The organism is Corynebacterium hansenii, assembly GCF_030408795.1.
Taxonomy (GTDB): domain Bacteria; phylum Actinomycetota; class Actinomycetes; order Mycobacteriales; family Mycobacteriaceae; genus Corynebacterium; species Corynebacterium hansenii.
This window is the reverse complement of the sequence record NZ_CP047211.1, coordinates 2515116-2532782: the sequence shown is the minus strand read 5'-3', so window position 1 is coordinate 2532782 and position 17667 is coordinate 2515116. Positions and strand designations below refer to the sequence as shown.

General features: G+C 69.1%; 16 protein-coding genes. 5 read left to right on the top strand and 11 right to left on the bottom strand.

Going from position 1 to position 17667, the window contains the following annotated elements:
- The first annotated feature begins 165 nt into the window (after positions 1-165).
- Entirely contained in the window at positions 166-1245 is a 1080-nt protein-coding gene (locus CHAN_RS11225; RefSeq protein ID WP_290289820.1) for a Cj0069 family protein, read from the top strand.
- A 39-nt stretch (positions 1246-1284) separates the two neighbouring features.
- Here CHAN_RS11225 and CHAN_RS11220 read toward each other — a convergent pair whose 3' ends face one another.
- From CHAN_RS11220 to CHAN_RS11205, 4 genes are all read right to left on the bottom strand, one after another.
- Positions 1285-1950: a Maf family protein gene (locus tag CHAN_RS11220; RefSeq protein ID WP_290289817.1), complete on the bottom strand. Its 666-nt coding sequence runs from the start codon at positions 1948-1950 to the stop codon at positions 1285-1287.
- 202 nt (positions 1951-2152) lie between these two features.
- Positions 2153-2413 carry an acyl-CoA carboxylase subunit epsilon gene (locus CHAN_RS11215; protein ID WP_048741028.1) on the bottom strand — a complete coding sequence of 87 codons (261 nt, stop codon included), beginning with the start codon at positions 2411-2413 and terminating at the stop codon, positions 2153-2155.
- Positions 2410-4038, bottom strand: coding sequence for an acyl-CoA carboxylase subunit beta (locus CHAN_RS11210; RefSeq protein WP_290289813.1), 1629 nt, complete (start codon positions 4036-4038; stop codon positions 2410-2412). Before CHAN_RS11210 ends, CHAN_RS11215 begins: the two co-directional genes overlap by 4 nt.
- A 129-nt stretch (positions 4039-4167) precedes the next feature.
- A complete protein-coding gene (locus CHAN_RS11205) occupies positions 4168-5820 on the bottom strand; it encodes an acyl-CoA carboxylase subunit beta (RefSeq protein WP_082144332.1) in 1653 nt (550 codons plus the stop codon).
- A 209-nt stretch (positions 5821-6029) separates the two neighbouring features.
- Between CHAN_RS11205 and CHAN_RS11200 the strand changes: the two genes are divergently transcribed.
- Positions 6030-6902 (top strand): biotin--[acetyl-CoA-carboxylase] ligase, encoded by an 873-nt coding sequence (locus tag CHAN_RS11200; RefSeq protein WP_290289809.1) that lies wholly within the window; start codon positions 6030-6032, stop codon positions 6900-6902.
- 2 nt (positions 6903-6904) lie between these two features.
- A complete protein-coding gene (locus tag CHAN_RS11195; protein ID WP_290289807.1) occupies positions 6905-7366 on the top strand; it encodes a PH domain-containing protein in 462 nt (153 codons plus the stop codon).
- 6 nt (positions 7367-7372) lie between these two features.
- On the opposite strand, the gene CHAN_RS11190 is transcribed toward CHAN_RS11195, so the two are convergent.
- Together CHAN_RS11190 and CHAN_RS11185 are read right to left on the bottom strand one after the other, a co-directional pair.
- Positions 7373-9136, bottom strand: a complete 1764-nt coding sequence (locus tag CHAN_RS11190) for an RNA/DNA-binding domain-containing protein (protein WP_290289805.1) — start codon at positions 9134-9136, stop codon at positions 7373-7375.
- Positions 9137-9251: 115 nt separating this feature from the next.
- The gene (locus tag CHAN_RS11185) at positions 9252-10748 is read right to left on the bottom strand and encodes a DUF1846 domain-containing protein (protein WP_048741049.1); all 1497 of its coding nucleotides are present in this window, start codon (positions 10746-10748) and stop codon (positions 9252-9254) included.
- 161 nt (positions 10749-10909) lie between these two features.
- On the opposite strand from CHAN_RS11185, the gene CHAN_RS11180 reads away from it, so the two are divergent.
- Both CHAN_RS11180 and purE read left to right on the top strand, forming a co-directional pair.
- Positions 10910-12127, top strand: coding sequence for a 5-(carboxyamino)imidazole ribonucleotide synthase (locus CHAN_RS11180; RefSeq protein WP_377748487.1), 1218 nt, complete (start codon positions 10910-10912; stop codon positions 12125-12127).
- A gap of 85 nt (positions 12128-12212) precedes the next feature.
- The gene (gene purE, locus CHAN_RS11175; protein WP_048741930.1) at positions 12213-12737 is read left to right on the top strand and encodes a 5-(carboxyamino)imidazole ribonucleotide mutase; all 525 of its coding nucleotides are present in this window, start codon (positions 12213-12215) and stop codon (positions 12735-12737) included.
- A gap of 69 nt (positions 12738-12806) precedes the next feature.
- Here purE and CHAN_RS11170 read toward each other — a convergent pair whose 3' ends face one another.
- The 5 genes from CHAN_RS11170 to CHAN_RS11150 form a co-directional block, all read right to left on the bottom strand.
- Positions 12807-13889 (bottom strand): S41 family peptidase, encoded by a 1083-nt coding sequence (locus CHAN_RS11170; protein WP_290289796.1) that lies wholly within the window; start codon positions 13887-13889, stop codon positions 12807-12809.
- Positions 13890-13964: 75 nt separating this feature from the next.
- Entirely contained in the window at positions 13965-14180 is a 216-nt protein-coding gene (locus CHAN_RS11165) for a hypothetical protein (RefSeq protein ID WP_290289794.1), read from the bottom strand.
- 57 nt (positions 14181-14237) lie between these two features.
- The gene (locus tag CHAN_RS11160; RefSeq protein ID WP_048741055.1) at positions 14238-15080 is read right to left on the bottom strand and encodes a carbohydrate ABC transporter permease; all 843 of its coding nucleotides are present in this window, start codon (positions 15078-15080) and stop codon (positions 14238-14240) included.
- Positions 15077-16084, bottom strand: coding sequence for a carbohydrate ABC transporter permease (locus CHAN_RS11155; protein WP_377748486.1), 1008 nt, complete (start codon positions 16082-16084; stop codon positions 15077-15079). The genes CHAN_RS11160 and CHAN_RS11155 overlap by 4 nt, the downstream gene beginning before the upstream one ends.
- Before the next feature lie 183 nt (positions 16085-16267).
- Complete coding sequence (locus tag CHAN_RS11150) at positions 16268-17527, bottom strand: ABC transporter substrate-binding protein (protein WP_290289792.1); 1260 nt, start codon at positions 17525-17527, stop codon at positions 16268-16270.
- Positions 17528-17667 lie beyond the last annotated feature (140 nt).

The window sequence follows — 17667 nt, the reverse complement described above, 5'->3', positions numbered from 1 at the left end:
CCGGAGGGGGCCGGGGGTGACGGCGGCCGCCATTGGCCCGATGACTTCGCCGCCGAGGTTTTAAAATTATCGCGGAACGTGCACCCACCCCGCGTGTTCCGGGGCCCCGACCAGTACGGGGATTCGGTGCCGGCGACCCCGGCCCCATGCTTTGAAGGAGCAAAAATGCACAAGAAGATCGTCGTCTTCGAGGTCGAGGGCGGATCCGACAAATACTTCGACGGCCATCGCCGCGACACCATGCCCATCGTCGAATCGATCCGGGCCCGGGGCTGGGGCGCCGACGTCGTCTACTACCGCCCGGAGTGGGCCGAGGCGCTGTACTCGCACGTGTCGGCCAACTACGACGGCTACATTTCCCGCGTCAACCCGGGCAACATCCCCGGCGGGGAGAAGGGCTACTTCGAACTGCTGACGCGGCTTTCCGACGACGCCGGCCTGGTCGGCATGTCGACCCCCGAGGAAATGATGGCCTACGGCGCCAAGGACGCGCTGGTGAAGCTCAACGGCACGGACCTGGTGCCCACCGACACCGCGGCCTACTACGACGTGGAGTCGTTCCACGGGACCTTCCCCGCGTCCCTGTCCTACGGCGAGCGGGTGCTCAAGCAGAACCGCGGCTCCACGGGGTCGGGCATCTGGCGCGTGCAGCTGGAGGACAAGGAGCTCGCCGCGACCGTCGAGCCCGGCACCGCCCTGCCGCTCGACACGAAGCTCAAGTGCACCGAGGCCGTGGACAACCACACGGAGATCCGCGAGCTCGGCGAGTTCATGGATTTCTGCGACCAGTACATCGTCGGCGACAACGGCATGCTGGTGGACATGCGTTTCATGCCCCGCATCGTCGAGGGCGAGGTCCGCGTGCTCATGGTCGGCCCGCACCCGGTGTTCGTGGTGCACAAGAAGCCGGCGGCCGGCGGCGACAACTTCTCCGCGACCCTCTTCTCCGGCGCGACGTACACCTACGACAAGCCGGAGGACTGGCGGGAACTCGTGGACCTGTTCGCCGAGGCCCGCCCCGTCATCGCCGAAAAGCTCGGCGGCGACAACATCCCGCTGATCTGGACGGCGGACTTCATGCTCGACGACGCCGAGGACGGCGGCGACGCCTACGTCCTGGGCGAGATCAACTGCTCGTGCGTCGGCTTCACGTCGGAGCTGGACATGGGCATCCAGGAGCTCGTCGCCGACGAGGCCATCAAGCGCGTCACCGAGAGGTTCGGCGCCGAGCAGGCCTCCGCGTAGTTCCCCGCCGGGTACGCGGGGGAGCGGGCCACCGGCGGGTCAGGCGGCCCCCGACGGCCGGTTCCAGAACGCCGAGACGTCCAGGCCCCAACCGGCCAGCGTCCGGCGGATCAGCGGCAGCGACAGCCCCAGCACACTCGACGGGTCGCCGTCGATCCCGTCGATGAACCAGCCGCCGAGTGCTTCGAGGGTGAACGCGCCGGCGCAGCCGAGTGGTTCGCCGGACTCCGCGTAGGCCGCGATGTCCGCGTCCGACGGTTCGCCGAAGCGAACGACGGTCGACACCGCCTCCGTCGCGGAGCGGACGCTCCCGTCGGGCAGCACCGCGGTGATGGAATGACCCGTCACCAGCTCGGCGTCGCGGCCCCGCTGCGCACGCCACCGCCGCACCGTTTCGTCCACGGTGTGCGGCTTGCCGGACAATTCCCCGCCCATCAGCAGCATCGAATCGCACGCGATGACCACCGTCGCACCCGCGCCGGGGGCGGGGGACAGGTCGCCGGCCACCGCGGCCGCCTTCGCCTCCGCGAGCGCCTTGACGACGGTGCCCGCGTCCGCCCCGCGAGCGGCCAACTCGTCGAGGATCGCGTCCTCGTCGACCTCCGGCGGCGACACCTCCGGTTCGACGCCCGCCGAACGCAGGACCATCAGGCGGGACGGGGAACTGGAGGCCAAGACGATGCGGTGGGCGTGTTCCGTGCTCATGGCAGACAACGGTAGCGGGTCGAAACGGCGAAACCGCCGCCTCCCCGGTGAAGGGGAGACGGCGGCGTCGTCGCAAAGCGGGCGCGCGGGGCGCCCCGCGGCCCAGTGGAAGTGGCGCCGGGGGAAGTGGCGCCGGGGGAAGTGGCCCAGCGGAAGCGGCCCGGTGGAGCGGCCCAGCGGAAGCGGCCCCCGGGGAAGCTGCCTAGTAGAACTGGACGTTCTGGAAGCTGCCCGGGTTGAAGCTCAGCGGCTGCTGCAGGCGCTCGTCCAGGTTGCCCCACTGATTGCGGGGGCCCTTCGGGCCGGCGTCGGCGGCGCCGTTGGCCATGCCGGCGAACAGCACGGCCAGCGTCGCGACCTGCGCATCGGTCGGATTGCCCTTGAGGACCTTGAGGAACGGGGCCTTGGCGGCCTCCTGCCCCTCGGCGTTGTCGGCGGTGGTGTCGGTGGCGTTATCGGTCACAGCGGAATGTTCCCATGCTTCTTGGCGGGCACGTTGACGACCTTGCGGTCGAGCAGGCGCAGGCCCTCGATGATCTGGCCGCGGGTCTCCGACGGCGGGATGACGGCGTCGATGAAGCCGCGCTCGGCGGCCATGTACGGGTTGACCAGGGTCTCCTCGTACTCGGCCTCGTACTCCTTCTGCACCGCGGCGACGTCCTTGCCCTCCGCGGCGGCGGCCTTCAGCTCCTTGCGGTAGATGAAGCCCACGGCGCCCGACGCGCCCATGACGGCGATCTGGGCCGTCGGCCACGCCAGGTTGATGTCGGCGCCCATGTCCTTGGAGCCCATGACGCAGTACGCTCCGCCGTACGCCTTGCGGGTGATGACCGTGATCTTGCCGACGGTCGCCTCGGCGTAGGCGTACAGCAGCTTCGCGCCGCGGCGGATGATGCCGTCGAACTCCTGCGACGTGCCCGGCAGGAAGCCCGGGACGTCGACCAGCATGATGATCGGGATGTTGAAGGCGTCGCAGGTGCGCACGAAGCGCGCGGCCTTCTCCGACGCCTTGATGTCCAGGCAGCCGGCGAACTGGATCGGCTGGTTGGCCACGAAGCCGACCGAGCGGCCCTCGACGCGGCCGAAGCCGATGACGACGTTCTGCGCGTAGTCCTCCTGGATCTCCAGGAAGTCGCCGTCGTCCACCAGGCGGGTGATGACGTCCTTGATGTCGTACGGCTGGTTCGGGGAATCCGGGATCAGCGTGTCGAGCTCGAGGTCCGTCTCGTTGATGTTGTCGGCGATGGAGCCCTCGAACGGCTCGGCCTCCATGCGCGGCGGCTCGGCGCGGTTGTTCGACGGCAGGTAGCCGACCAGCTCCTGGACGAAGGACAGGGCGTCCTCGTCGTCGGAGGCGGTGTAGTGCGAGGTGCCCGAGGTGGCCATGTGGGTGCCGGCGCCGCCGAGCTCCTCCTGGGTGACCTCCTCGCCCGTGACCGTCTTGATGACGTCCGGGCCGGTGATGAACATCTTCGAGGTGCCGTCGACCATGACGATGAAGTCGGTCAGGGCCGGGGAGTACACGTGGCCGCCGGCGCAGGCGCCCATGATCAGCGAGATCTGCGGGATGACGCCCGAGGCCTGGGTGTTGCGGAAGAAGATCTGGGAGTACAGGCCCAGGGAGACGACGCCCTCCTGGATGCGGGCGCCGGCGCCCTCGTTGATGCCGATGATCGGCACGCCGGTCTTGATGGCCAGGTCCATGATCTTGACGATCTTCTCGCCGTAGACCTCGCCGAGCGCGCCACCGAAGATCGCGCCGTCCTGGGAGAACACGCAGACCTTGCGGCCGTCGATGGTTCCGTAGCCGGTGACCACGCCATCGGTGACCGGACGCCGTGAGTCCAGGCCGAAGTTCTTGGAGCGGTGGCGGGCCAGGGCGTCGATCTCGACGAAGGAACCGTCGTCGAGGAGGAACTCGATGCGCTCGCGGGCGGTGAGCTTGCCGTTGTCGTGGACGCGATCGATGGACGCCTGGCCCATGGGGGCCTGGGTCTCGGCGAGGCGCGCGCGCAGATCGGCGAGCTTGCCAGCGGTGGTGGACTTGTCCGGCTCGTTGCCGGTGGAGGTGTTTGCGGCAGTCGTCATGTTCACGAGTCTACGTTCAGGGAACTTCGGTACGGGAAATGGGGGCAACCGGCGTTCGCTTTGGGGAGTATCGGGGGGCGTCGCGGGGGTGGCCGGAAAACGCTCCGGCCACCGCCCCGCGGGCGGCCGCTACAGCGGCATGTTGCCGTGCTTGCGGGCGGGCCAGGAGACCTTCTTGTCGCGGAGCAGGCGCAGGTTGCGGGCGATGCGGGTGCGGGTCTCCGACGGGAGGATGACCTCGTCGATGAGCCCGCGCTCGGCGGCGAGGTACGGGTTGAGCATGTGGTCCTCGTAGGCCTGCTCGTACTCCTTGACCAGCTCCGACGCGTCGCCGTCGCGCTCGAGCGCGGCCTTGATCTCGCGGCGGTGCAGGAAGCCCACGGCGCCGGCGGCGCCCATGACGGCGATCTGCGCGGTCGGCCACGCCAGGTTCAGGTCGGCGCCCAGGCCCTTGGAGCCCATGACGCAGTACGCGCCGCCGTAGGCCTTGCGCATGGTCACGGTGATCTTCGGGACGGAGGCCTCGGCGTAGGCGTACAGCAGCTTCGCGCCGCGGCGCAGGATGCCCTGGTACTCCTGGTCCGAGCCGGGCAGGAAGCCCGGGACGTCGACGAGCAGGACCAGCGGGATGTTGAAGGCGTCGCAGGTGCGCACGAAGCGCGCGGCCTTCTCGGAGGCGTCGATGTCCAGGCAGCCGGCGAACTGCAGCGGCTGGTTGGCCACGAAGCCGACCACGCGGCCCTCGATGCGGCCGAACGCGATGACGACGTTGTCGGCGCGGCCCTCCTGGATCTCCATGAAGTCGCCGTCGTCGGCGATGGCGCCGATGACGTCGCGGACGTCGTACGGCTGGGACGGGTTGTCGGGGATGATCGAGTCGAGGGCGAGGTCGTCCTCGTTGACCTCGTGGTCGAAGTCGTCCTCGATAATCTCCGGGATGACCCGGTTGTTGTCCGGCAGGTGGTCGAGGAGGTCGCGGACCCAGTCGAGGGCGTCCTCGTCGTCGGTGGCGGTGTAGTGGGTGTTGCCCGCCAGCTCCATGTGGGTGGTCGCGCCGCCCAGCTCTTCCTGGCTGATCTCTTCGCCGGTGACGGTCTTGATGACGTCGGGGCCGGTGACGAACATGCGCGAGGAGTTCTCCACCATGACCACGAAGTCGGTCAGGGCGGGGGAGTAGGCGTTGCCGCCGGCGCAGGCGCCGAAGATGACGGAGATCTGGGGGACGACGCCGGAGGCCTTGACGTTGTAGTGGAAGGTCTGGGCGATGTAGTCGAGGGACACGGCGCCGTCCTGGATGCGGGCGCCGGCGCCCTCGTACAGGCCGACGATCGGGCGGCCGGTCTTGATGGCCAGCTGCTGCAGCTTGACCATCTTCTCGCCGTAGACCTCGCCGAGGGCGCCGCCGAAGACGGTGCCGTCCTGCGAGAAGACGCAGACCTCGCGGCCGTCGACGGTGCCCCAGCCGGTGACGATGCCGTCGGTGGCGGGGCGCTTGGCGTCCATGCCGAAGTCCTTGGTGCGGTGGCGGGCCAGCGCGTCGGTCTCGACGAAGGAGCCCTCGTCGAGGAGGTGCGCGATGCGGTCGCGCGCGGTCATCCGGCCCTTGTCGCGGACCTTCTGGTGCGCGGCGGGGCCGACGGGCATGGTGGCCTCGGCGCGGCGGCGGAGCAGGTCCTCGTTCTTCGCCGCGGTGGTCTGCGGCGGGCGGTCGTCGCCGAACTCGGCGGCGGACGCGGCGGCGGTGTCCTGATCGGCGGGGAGCAAACGTGAGGAGAAGGTCATGTTTGAGGAAGATAGCGTTTGGGAGCGAAAAGGTGAAGCCAACGTTGTGTGACAAATGTCACTTGCCAAAACCGTAACTTGCTGGATGGGGAACAGCGTTTTCCATACGTCCAGGTCACGGGAAAATAACGGGATCATAACGGCCGCGGTCGAACGCCGGAATTTTTCGCGTTCGGGTTGATCCGCACCCCCGGCTAGACTGCGTTGCCATGAGCCATGACCCCCGATCCCCGTTGGATTCCGCCGCGTTGCGCGCCGCCCTGCCGCGGTGGCGCCGGGTGCTGGCCGTGGAGTCGACGGGTTCCACGAACGTCGACGTCACGCGCATGGTGGCGGAGGGCGCGCCGGACCGCGTGGCCCTGGTCGCCTCCGAGCAGACCGCGGGCCGCGGCCGCCTGTCCCGTTCGTGGACGGCCCCCGCGGGCGCGTCCATCGCGGCGTCGGCCCTGTTCCGGCCCGAGGGCGTGCGGCCGGAGGACCTCGGCCTGCTGCCGCTGGTCGCGGGCTTGGCCGTGGTGGACATGGTCCGCGATGTCGCGGGGCTGCCGGTCGCGGGCGAGGGGGAGGGGCTTGACGACGACGCCGCGGCGCGCCCCGAGGTCGGCCTGAAGTGGCCCAACGATGTCCTGCTCGGCGGCCGCAAGCTTTGCGGCATCCTCGTCGAGGCCGCGTCGATCGCCCCGCCTGCGCTGGTGGTGGGCATCGGTGTCAACGTGGATCTGCGCGAGGACGAGCTGCCCGTGCCGCATGCGACGTCGCTGGCCCTGGCGGGGGCATCCAATCTGGACCGCACGAAGCTGGCGGCGGGCCTGCTCGACGCCCTCGACCGCCGCGAACGGCAGTGGCGCTTCAACCGGGAGGCCATGATGGCCGATTACCGCGCCACCTGCCTGACCCTGGGCACCCGCGTGCGAGTGGAGCTGCCGGGCGGCGGCGACGTGGTCGGCGAGGCCGTGGGCATCCTCGACGACGGTGAGCTGGTCGTGCGCGACGGCGACGGCGTGGAACGCACCGTCACCGCCGGCGACGTGCGGCACCTCCGCTCCGCCGACGGCGGGTACGCCGGGGAGGCCGCGAAGTAGGCATGGCGTTTCCCTGGGATGAGATGGACGACGACGAAGACGTCCTGGTGGACACCAACCCGGTGTTCGGCCGGCTGACCTGGCCGTTGCTGGAACTCGCGGCGATCACGGGCGTGATCTGGCTGCTCATCGGGTTCATCGACTCGCCCCGCATCGCGCCGGGCGATCTCGCGGGCCTGCGCGACTTCCTCTTGATGATGTGGCCGATCCTGGTCGCGTGGCGCGTCGTCAAGCCCGCCCTGGAGTGGCTGGGCGAGCGGTTCGTGCTGACGGACCGGCGGATCATCCTGCGGCGGGGGCTGCTGCGGCCGCGCGTGGTGACCGTCGATCTGCGCACCGTGCACGGCGTCGACCGGCGCGGCAACGTCCTGCAGCTGCGGGTGTCGCCGTTCGGGCCGCCGATGGCGATCCGGGACGTCCCCGCCACCCGCAAGGTGGCGAAGATGGTCCACCGCATGACCTGACGGCGCTCATCCGTTCGCGGCGGATTCCCCGGCCAATCTGTATCGCTGATTCGGCGATTGCAGTGGTTCGGTGGGCTCCAGCACGCCCTCGCGTTGCAACTGGGTGATCATGGGATTCAACTGGCCTTCGCTGAGTCCCGTCAGGTCCCGGATTTCCGCCCTGGATCGGGGCGATGGTGATTTCGCCAGGGCCGAGACGATCAACTCCCTCTTGGCTTCCGAGGAAATCCGGGTCCGTTGGGCGGAGGGTTCTCCGGGGTACCGTGGCGTGCCCGATGGCACCGGATCCGGTGCGTCGGGCCGGACGTATACGGTCGAGCCCCGCTCTCCCCGCGTCTTGGCGAGTCCGAATCTGACCAGTTCCTGCAGTTGGCGCCTCGCCTCGACGGAGTCCATCGTCGGGAACTCCGCGCGGAACCCGCCGTTCGTGATTTCCCTTCCGTTATGGAGGGCGACGATCGCAACGCGTTGCCCGATGGTCAAGTGGGGGAGCTGGGGAATCGAATGCAACCATTCGAGTTCGTCCGCGGACAGCAACGAAGTGGACGAAAGATCCGCGTCGAATGAAATGACCCGATCGCGGAAGCGGGGCGCGGACAAGTGCGCTTCCTGGAGCGCGCGGCGGATGGCCGGTATGCCCGTGGCGCTCGCTTCCACCACTCGATTCCCGTCGGCGGTCGTGATCGATCTGCACATTTCGTACAGGACCGGGTTTCGCGCGCTCGGGGGCGTCGTGCCAAGCTGCCGTTCCGTCAAACCCCACAGGCCGCCCGGGTTCGTCACGAGCACGTTCCCCGGCCGCCGGACGACGTTCACGTACTTGGTGAGCGAGGCCGGAGATAGATCCCGGTGGACCAGAGCGTTGGCGACCACCTCGCGCAGCGCCACCAAAGGCAGTTCCGGGACGTTTCGGCCATGGCCCGTCGTCGCATCGAAAACGACCGTCGAGCCGATGTTCTCCACGATCCATTCCACGGTCGACTCGAGTAGGTCAGGTATGGGGCCCGCGAATTCCCGTTGATTGCGCAGCCGCACCCCCGGCGTTTCGTCGGGCCCCGGGAGGGCCCGTGCCTTCACCGACAGCGTGGGAAAAAACTGTTGCGGATGGATCCCCAGTGCGTACAGCGCCGCCATGGTCGGATTCCCGCTCTCGGGGTCGATGACGTTCGTCCTGACCAAGAGCTCGTGGCGGTCCATGCCCCTTAGGCGGGGCGCCCGGGATCGCTGTTGGCTCAGGTACTCCTCCAGCAATCTCGGATCCAGGTCGGAGTCGACGTCGGCGCCGGCCACCGGTTTCCTGTCGAACCGGGGAGGTTCCATCTGCGCGAGAATGACCCGGACTTCTGGTTCGCTGAGTTCGTAGTCGCCGTCTGCCGAGCGAATGAATGCGGGCCCGTTCTTTCCCACCCTGAACGGCCGCAAGGATGGGTCCTGGGGTGGAACGATGCACGCGACGACGTTCCGGTGCTCGACCTCATGGACTTCCACCGCCCCAAGCTGCAACGGCGGATGCAAACGGTGCCGAGCCTTGGATCCCAATTGCTCCATGAGGGCCTTAGGGTCGGCGACGCCCGGCACGTCGATTCCGCCTTCGTTCTCTGATACTCCGAGGAGGATCAGACCGCCTTCGGGCATGTTCGCGAACGCGCTGAGGGTTTCGTCCAGCGAGCCCGGGAATCCGCCGTCGGCGCTTTTCGCTTCGATGTTCCAGGTGTCCCCGCCAATTGCGCGGAGGTACTCGATCTGAGCGGGAACATCGATGCTGTTCATGCTTGCAGCATACTTCCTTCTTGCATGGAAGCTCTGATGGATGCGGGGAGTATCAGAGCTTCCATCAGAGATGGGGGTGCGGCGGAGCCCGCCGCACCTCCGCCGCCTCCGTCCCCTACCGCTTCCGGTAGAGCTGCTTGACCTGGTACTCCGGCTCGGAGGTGACCAGGATGCCCAGGTGGCGGAAGATGCCCTCGTCCACGGAACCGAGGATGGTCGTGGTGTGGGCGTCGCAGCCGCGCAGGTTCGCCAGCTCGTCGAGCGCGCGGCGGGCGTTGTCGTCGCCGTCGGCCGAGACGGACAGCGCGATGAGCACCTCGTCGGTGTGGAGGCGCGGGTTGCGGCTGCCCAGGTGGCGGGTCTTCAGCGTCTGGATCGGCGCGATCGACGACGGCGCGAGCAGGTCCACGCGCGGGTCGATGCCGGCCAGGTGTTTCAGGGCGTTGAGCAGCATCGCGGCGGAGCAGCCCAGCAGCGGGGAGGTCTTGCCCACGATGATCTCGCCGTCGGCCAGCTGGATCGACGACGCGGGGGCGCCGGTGGCCGCCGCCAGCTCCAGGGCCGGCTCGACGACCGGCCGGGAGCGGCGGTTGAGGCCCAGCTTGCCCATGATGATGGCGATCCGGTCCGAGACGATCGGGTCCGCCTCGTCGCGGCGCTCGTCGACCAGCGCCTTGTAGTAGCGGCGGACCACCTCCTGCTCGGCGGCGTGGCGGCACACGTCGTCGTCGGAGATGGCGAAGCCTGCCATGTTCACGCCCATGTCCGTCGGTGACTCGTAGGGCGAGCGGCCCGAAATGAGCTCCAGCAGGTGCTTGAGCAGCGGGAAGACCTCGACGTCGCGGTTGTAGTTGACCGCCTGCTCGCCGTGGGCGGACAGGTGGAACGGGTCGATCATGTTGACGTCGTCGAGGTCGGCGGTGGCGGCCTCGTACGCCATGTTCACCGGGTGACCGAGCGGCAGGTTCCAGATGGGGAACGTCTCGAACTTCGCGTAGCCGGAGGGGGTGCCCCGCACGTGCTCGTGGTAGATCTGCGACAGGCAGGTGGCCAACTTCCCGGAGCCGGGGCCCGGGGCGGTGACCACGACGACGTCGCGGGTGGTTTCGGCGTATTCGTTGCGGCCGAAGCCGTCCTCGCCGACGATCTTCTCGGCGTCGGCCGGGTACCCGGGGATGATGTAGTGCAGCGACACCTTCATGCCCAGGCGCTCGAGGCGGGTGCGGAACGCCGCGGCGGCCGCGTTGCCTTCCTCGTATTGGGTGAGCACCACGTGCTCGGTGAGGAACCCCCGCTCGCGGAAGACGTCGACCAGCCGCAGCAGATCCTCCTCGTAGGGGATGCCCAGGTCGGCGCGGACCTTGTTGCGCTGCAGGTCCCGGGCGTTGATGCACACCAGGATCTCCATGTCGTCCTTGATGCGCTCGAGCATGGCGATCTTGTTGTCCGGCGTGAAGCCGGGCAGGACGCGGGAGGCGTGCATGTCGTCGAAGAGCTTGCCGCCCATTTCCAGGTACAGGCGGCCGCCCACGGATTCGCGGCGCCTGCGGATGTGCTCGGATTGGAGGTTGATGTACTGGTCGCGATCGAATCCCACGGCATGAACCTGCATGGGCACCAATCCTAGCCGCCCCGGGAACGGTCGCCGGGGCGGGCGCCGTCGAGGGGCGGTGCCGGGGCGCCGCCTATGATGGATGCGTGACCGCACCGGAGAACAGCCAGAACGAATCCGCCGACCGTCCCGTGCCCGCCAATCCGGCGCACGCGCCGGGCATGCCCGTCGTCGCCGTCATCGGCGATGGCCAGCTGGCCCGCATGATGCAGACCGCCGCCATCGAGATCGGCCAGTCCGTGCGCCTGCTGGCGGGGTCCCGCGATTCCTCGGCCGCCCAGATCTGCCGCGACGTGGAGCTGGGGGATTACCGGGAGCTGGAGGACCTGCGCCGGGCCGCGCGCGTTCGCGCCGACGGCACGATCCGCCCGGTCGACGCCGTGACCTTCGACCACGAGCACGTGCCCACCGAGCACCTCCGCGCGCTGCAGGCCGACGGCATCTCCGTCCAGCCCGGCCCGGATGCGCTGGTGCATGCGCAGGACAAGCTGGTCATGCGCCGGAAGCTGCGGGAGATCGGCGCCCCGGTGCCGCCGTTCGCCGCCATCGAGTCGGTCGACGATGCCCGCGGCTTCTCGGAGGCCGTCGGCGGCGAGGTCTGCCTGAAGGCCCGCCGCGGCGGTTACGACGGCCACGGCGTGTGGTTCCCGGACGCCGATGAGCTGCCCGGTCTCGTCGAAAAGCTGCTGGCGGACGGGGTCCCGCTGATGGCGGAGAAGAAGGTCGACCTCTCCCGCGAGCTGTCCGCGATGTGCGCCCGCACGCCGTCCGGCGAGGTCGCGGCCTGGCCGGTCGTGGAATCGGTGCAGCGCGACGGCATCTGCGTGGAGGCCATCGCCCCCGCTCCGGGGCTTGGCGACGGCCTGGCGTCGCGCGCCCGCGACCTTTCCGTGCGCATCGCCGAAGAACTCGGTGTGACGGGAGTGCTGGCGGTGGAGCTGTTCGAGACGCGGGATGCCGCGGGGCAGCCGGAGATCTACGTCAACGAGCTGGCCATGCGCCCGCACAACACCGGCCACTGGACGCAGGACGGGGCGGCGACCGGCCAGTTCGAGCAGCACATGCGCGCCGTGCTTGACTACCCGCTCGGCGACGTCGCCCCGACCGCGGCGGTGACCGTGATGGCCAACGCCCTCGGCGCCGATGAGGACCCGGACATGCCCATGCGCGAGCGCTTCGCCGCGGTGTGGCGCCGCTTCCCGCACGCGAAGATCCACTGGTACGGCAAGGGATACCGCGCCGGCCGCAAGCTCGGGCACGTCAACGTCCCGGGCCGGGATGGTTCGCCCGAGGGCGTCGCGGCGACGCGGCGCGAGGCGGACCTGGCGGCGGGCTACATCGTCACCGCGGTGTGGGCCGACGGGTACGTGGAGAAGTAGAGCCGGCGCCGGACGGAGCCGGCACTGAACGGAACCGGCACGAAACAGAACCGGCACGAAGCACACGAAGCAGAGGATGGGAAACATGACCGCGAAGTTGAATGGCGTCGACGGGCCGCTGGTCGGCCTGATCATGGGCAGCGACTCCGACTGGCCGACCATGCAGCCGGCCGCCGAGGCGCTGGCCGAATTCGGCGTGCCCTTCGAAGTGGGCGTCGTGTCCGCCCACCGCACCCCGGAGCGGATGCTCGATTACGCGAAGTCGGCGGCCGGGCGCGGCCTGAAGGTCATCATCGCCGGCGCCGGCGGGGCCGCCCACCTGCCGGGGATGGTGGCGTCGGCGACGCCGCTGCCGGTCATCGGCGTGCCGCGCGCGCTGGAGAACCTCGAGGGCATGGATTCGCTGCTGTCCATCGTGCAGATGCCCGGCGGCGTGCCCGTGGCCACCGTCGGCGTGGGCGGTGCGAAGAACGCCGGCCTGCTGGCCGTGCGCATCCTCTCCGCCGGCCACCCCGAGCTCGTCGAGGCGATGGAGAAGTACCAGGCCGACATGCGCGACGCCGTGCTGCGGAAGGACAAGAACCTCCGCGACAGCCTCATGGGGGAGTAGGGGCCGGCACCGGACCCGGGCCCGTGCCCCCGGGCGCCGCGCCCCGGGCGCCGACCGCTCACGCTCCGCCTACCGACCGCAGCCTCGCGTGGACAACCACGCGAGCGCCGCGGTTTTCGCGTCTTCGGGGGACTGCCCCGTCACCTCGTCGGGTTCGACGGGGTCGTCCATGTGGACGGCGCCCGTGCGGTCCCGGTCCTTGGCCACGGTGAGCATGAGCTTCGCGCCGCCCGGGAATTCATGGGTCATGTTCGCGGAGGCGTAGCCGGCGGTCGGGGCGCCGAAGGACCGCGAGCCGTCCAGGCCGCGGAACGTCAGCATCGTGGCCTCTCCGGAGCTGGCGGTGCCGCCGTCGACGAGCACCGCCACGGGGATCTCCGCCTTCGGGCCGGCGTCGACGGTGATGTTGGAGCCGCCGCCCTGGATCGAACCGCCCGTCAGCGTCACCGCCGTGGAGTAGCCGCGGCCGTCGAACCACAGCAATTCACCGTCGGGGAGCAGCGCCGACAGTCCCGCGACCATCGGCCCCATGTCGCCGCCGTTGTTGCCGCGCAGGTCCACGATGGCGCCGCAGGCACCGGCCTTCACCTCGCGGGCAATGCCGGAGGCGAGGGCATCGGCGTAGCGCTGGGACTCCGGGCCGCCGCCGTCGCCGCCATGCGTGGGGACGGTGGCCGTGAGCACGCGCGCCCCATCGCCGTCGCCATTGCCGCCGTCACCGGTGCCGCCCTCGCCCTGCGCCGGCTCGGACGTCACGGTCGGTTCCGCGTCCGCGGAACCCGAGCCCCCGGTGCCGTTGCCGCCGTCGGGGCGGAGCACCTTGGAGTGCTTGCCGCCCGCCGCGTTGATCGCCAGGTCGAGCGCCGGCCACGTGTCCGAATAGTCCTTGAGATCGGCGGAGTCGAGCATCCGCTCGGCCTCGGCCCGCGCCTCGGCGAACTCCGGTGAATCGCCGTGGATGCCCTGGCCCTCCATGAGGTCCAGGGCGGCCGACGCGTACCGTTCGGGCGACGGCGGAACCAGGAAGATGGGTTTGCCGGTGAGCATCGCGCCCATCGTCGGGCCGAGCACCCACACGAGTGCGAACCCGGCCACGACGAGGACGGCGGCGATGCCTCCGAGCCATGCGAGGATTTTCGTGCGCTTCTTCATGCCCCCCATCCGAGCACGGCGGAGGTCCCGGCGCATCCGACCACGGTCTGATGTTCGGGCCGGGCGCCGCCGCGGCTACGCCATGGTGCGCCACTTCCGCCAGATCGCCACGTCGACGATGACGAAGACCAGCAGCGCGAAACTGAGCGCCACCGACGGCTCCCCGACGGCGATGCGGTAGACCGCCCAACCTCCGACGACGAGGGTCCAGAAAAACATGAACCCCGCCACCGCCTCCACCCGCATCCTGCGGGCCTTGGCGTCGTGGTGGGGCTGGTGCATTCCGGTCATGTGAAGTCAGTCTAGGCGGTGCACGCGGTGCGGCGGGCCGTCGTCAAGCGGAAACCCTCACGCCTTCACGCCGCCGGCCGTCAAGCCGGAGACGATCCACTTCTGGAAGATCAGCACCATGATCACCAGCGGAATGGTCACCAGGGCGCCGGCGGCCATGGTCGCCGCGTACGGGTACTCGAACGCCGATGGGCCGGTGAACCGGGCGATGGCGACGGTGACGGGCTCCGTGGCCGTGTTCGACAGCTGGCGGGCGAGCATGAACTCGTTCCACGTGGCCACGAACGCCAGGATCGCCGTGGTGAACAGCGCCGGCGTGGCCAGCGGCAGGATGACCATGCGGAACGCCTGGCCGCGGGTGGCGCCGTCGACGCGGGCGGCTTCCTCCAGCTCCCAGGGCAGGTCGCGGAAAAAGCTGGTCAGCGTGTACACCGTCAGCGGCAGGACGAACGAGATGTTCGGGATGATCAGCGCCTGGTAGGTGCCGATCCACTTCAGCTCGCCGAAGAGCTGGAACAACGGCGTGACCAGCGCGATGCCGGGGAACATCGACGCCGCGAGGATGATGCCGGTGACGAAGCCCTTGCCGGCGAAATCCACCCGCGCCAGCGCGTATGCGGTGAAGACGCCGACCGCCAGCGCGATCAGCGTCGTCGCCGCGCCAATCACCAGCGAGTTGACGATGGCGCCCAGGAAGTCGTTGCCCTTGTCGGTGGCCAGGGCATCCTCGAAGTTCTGCAGCGTCACGTGCGTGAACCACGGGGTGGTGTCGAACGTGTGCGCCTTGTCCCGCAGCGCGGTGACCAGCATCCAGTAGAAGGGCGCCAGACCCCACACCAGGATCAGGATGACGGCCAGGTAGTTCCCCGCCCACGAGCGCATTCGCTTGGCGACGGTCATTGCTTCGCCTCCGTGCTCTCGCTCTTCTTGGATTTCTTCATTCCGCGCGAGCCCGAGACGTCGGCGCCGAGGAAACGGATCATGACGAACGCGACGCCGAAGATCAGCAGGAACACCAGCGTCGACAGGGCCGACGCGGAGTTGAAGTTGCCCTGCCGCATGTCATCGACGACGAGCTGCGAGATCGTGGCGGTCGGGGAGTTGGACGACGAGGAGATCATGATCACCGGGAGGTCGTACATGCGCAGCGCATCCAGCGTGCGGAACAGCACCGCCACCATCAGCGCGGGCTTCACCAGCGGAAGCGTGATGTGCAGGAACCGCTGCCACGGGGTGGCGCCGTCGACGCGGGCCGCCTCGTGGACGTCGCGGGGGATCATCTGCAGGCCGGCGAGGATGAGCAGCGCCATGAACGGCGCCGTCTTCCACACGTCGGCGACGATGACCGCCGAGCGCGCCGCCCACGGGTCGGTGGTCCAGCGGATGGTTTCGCCGGTCAGCGGCGACAGCAGCTTGTTGGCGATCCCGTAGTCCGCGAAGATGAACTGCCACAGCTTCGCCGTCACGGCCGTCGGGATGGCCCAGGGGACCAGCACCGCCGCGCGCAGCATGCCGCGCCCCGCGAAATCGCGGGCCATGACCAGCGCCATGCCCAGGCCCAGCAGGGTTTCCAGGGTGACCGTCACGACGGCGAAGAACAGCGTGATGCCCACCGCGGGCCAGAAGTCCGTGGACAACGTGCCCGGGGCGCAGGTGCCCACGGTGCCGTCGGAAAGCATGCAGCGCTGCGTGATCCAGTACAGGTAGTGCTGGAAACCGGCGAACCCGCCCTCGACGAACATCCCCGTGTCTGGGTCGATGTGGCGGTCGGCCTGGAAGGACAGCCAGATGGCGCGGATGACCGGGTAGCCGATCACCACCGCCAGCACCGCGAGCGCGGGGCCGACCAGCAGCGGGACCTTCAGCCGCGATCTCCACCGGGAACGCGTCCCGCCCATGGTCATGCCATCGCCGAAATCCGACTCTTCGGCGTGGTCCGGCGGCACCCGATCACTGTGCTCGCCGACGGTCGACGTGGACACGCTCGACTCTCCTTCGATGTTCGGTCATGACCCGCGTGACGGGCGCTGGATCCCGGTTTTCGCGGCTTTTGGGGAGGGGCCCCGTCGCCGGGGCACCGCGCCCCGCTACTTCGAGGCCTGCTCCAGAGCGGCCTTCATGTCGGCGATGGCCTTGTCCACGTCCTTGCTGCCGTTGATGGCGGCGTACGCGTTGTCCTGGATGGCCTTGGACATGGCGTTGTAGTACGGCGACACCGGGCGCGGCTTGGCGTTCTCCAGCGACTCCTTCAGCGCCGGCAGGTACGGGAACTTCTCGATCAGCTTCTGATCGTCGTAGATCGAGGCCAGCACCGGCGGGAAGGACTCCTCGGCGAAGCCCATCTGGCTCTGCTCGGAGATGACGTACTCGATGAAGTCGCGGGCCGTGGCCTTGTGCTTCGAGTGGGCGTTGATGCCGTTGTTGTAGCCGCCCAGGGTGGACGCGCCGACGCCGTTCGGGCCGACCAGCGGGGTGACCTCGAACTTGCCGGCCACCGGGGTCTCGCCGGCGGCGTCGAACATGTACGGCCAGTTCACGGCGTACGCGGACTTCTCGTTGGTGAAGGCCTGCATGGTCTCCTCCTCCGTCGCGCCCGTGGACTCCTTGGTGATGGTGCCGTCGCCGTAGGCGTCGACCAGCGCCTGCAGGCCCGCCTTCGCCTCGGGGGAGTCGACCGTGACCTTGCCCTGGTCATCGATGAGGGAACCGCCCCAGGCGTGGATGGCGTCGAGGGTGTTGACGCTCAGGCCCTCGTACTGCGACAGCTGCAGCGTCAGGCAGCCCTTGTCCTCCGGCAGCGGCTCGCAGGACTTGCGCAGGCCCTCCCAATCCTTCGGGGCCTCGGGGATCAGCTCGGTGTTGCGGAACAGCAGCTGGCCGTTGGTGTTCTGCGGCACCGCGTAAAGGGTGCCGTTGTAGGTGGCGGACTCGACGGCCGGCTTCAGCAGCCCGTCGGTGTCGACCTTCATGGCGTCCTGCAAGGGCACGAGGTACCCGTTGGCGGCGAACTCCGCGGTCCACGTGACGTCCAGGGCCATCACGTCGAACTCGCCCGACGAGGCCTCCAGCGACTGGACGAGGGCCTCGCGCTGCGCGTCGGCCTCGCCGGCCAGCTCGTGGATCTTGACCTTCTCGTCGGGATGCTCCGCGTTCCAGCGCTCGGCGATCTTCTGCACCTTCTCGATGTCGTTCTTGCCCATCGCGAAGGTGATCGGGCCGCGGGCGTCCTGGCCCTCGTTGGCCGCGGCGTTGCCGGCGCCGCCGCCGTCGCCATCGGAGGAACAGCCGGCGAGCACCAGGCCGGTGGCGGTGATGCCGGCGAGGAGCGACTTGCGGAATGAGACCATGATGGTCGTCCTTTCGTGTCCGTGATCGTCCCCGGCAATCCGGGAACGTGTTTGAGTCTAAAGGTTATGTGGGGCGAATCACAGGGTCGTTTAAGGTGCGGGGGCGGGCGTGACGCGCGGAGGCAACGGGTAGGCGTGGC

Coding starts and splice junctions, on each gene's coding strand:
- CHAN_RS11225 (WP_290289820.1), top strand. CDS start 166: ATGCACAAGAAGATCGTCGTCTTCGAGGTCGAGGGCGGATCCGACAAA.
- CHAN_RS11220 (WP_290289817.1), bottom strand. CDS start 1,950: ATGAGCACGGAACACGCCCACCGCATCGTCTTGGCCTCCAGTTCCCCG.
- CHAN_RS11210 (WP_290289813.1), bottom strand. CDS start 4,038: ATGACGACTGCCGCAAACACCTCCACCGGCAACGAGCCGGACAAGTCC.
- CHAN_RS11205 (WP_082144332.1), bottom strand. CDS start 5,820: ATGACCTTCTCCTCACGTTTGCTCCCCGCCGATCAGGACACCGCCGCC.
- CHAN_RS11200 (WP_290289809.1), top strand. CDS start 6,030: ATGAGCCATGACCCCCGATCCCCGTTGGATTCCGCCGCGTTGCGCGCC.
- CHAN_RS11195 (WP_290289807.1), top strand. CDS start 6,905: ATGGCGTTTCCCTGGGATGAGATGGACGACGACGAAGACGTCCTGGTG.
- CHAN_RS11190 (WP_290289805.1), bottom strand. CDS start 9,136: ATGAACAGCATCGATGTTCCCGCTCAGATCGAGTACCTCCGCGCAATT.
- CHAN_RS11185 (WP_048741049.1), bottom strand. CDS start 10,748: ATGCAGGTTCATGCCGTGGGATTCGATCGCGACCAGTACATCAACCTC.
- CHAN_RS11180 (WP_377748487.1), top strand. CDS start 10,910: ATGCCCGTCGTCGCCGTCATCGGCGATGGCCAGCTGGCCCGCATGATG.
- purE (WP_048741930.1), top strand. CDS start 12,213: ATGACCGCGAAGTTGAATGGCGTCGACGGGCCGCTGGTCGGCCTGATC.
- CHAN_RS11170 (WP_290289796.1), bottom strand. CDS start 13,889: ATGAAGAAGCGCACGAAAATCCTCGCATGGCTCGGAGGCATCGCCGCC.
- CHAN_RS11165 (WP_290289794.1), bottom strand. CDS start 14,180: ATGACCGGAATGCACCAGCCCCACCACGACGCCAAGGCCCGCAGGATG.
- CHAN_RS11160 (WP_048741055.1), bottom strand. CDS start 15,080: ATGACCGTCGCCAAGCGAATGCGCTCGTGGGCGGGGAACTACCTGGCC.
- CHAN_RS11155 (WP_377748486.1), bottom strand. CDS start 16,084: ATGACCATGGGCGGGACGCGTTCCCGGTGGAGATCGCGGCTGAAGGTC.
- CHAN_RS11150 (WP_290289792.1), bottom strand. CDS start 17,527: ATGGTCTCATTCCGCAAGTCGCTCCTCGCCGGCATCACCGCCACCGGC.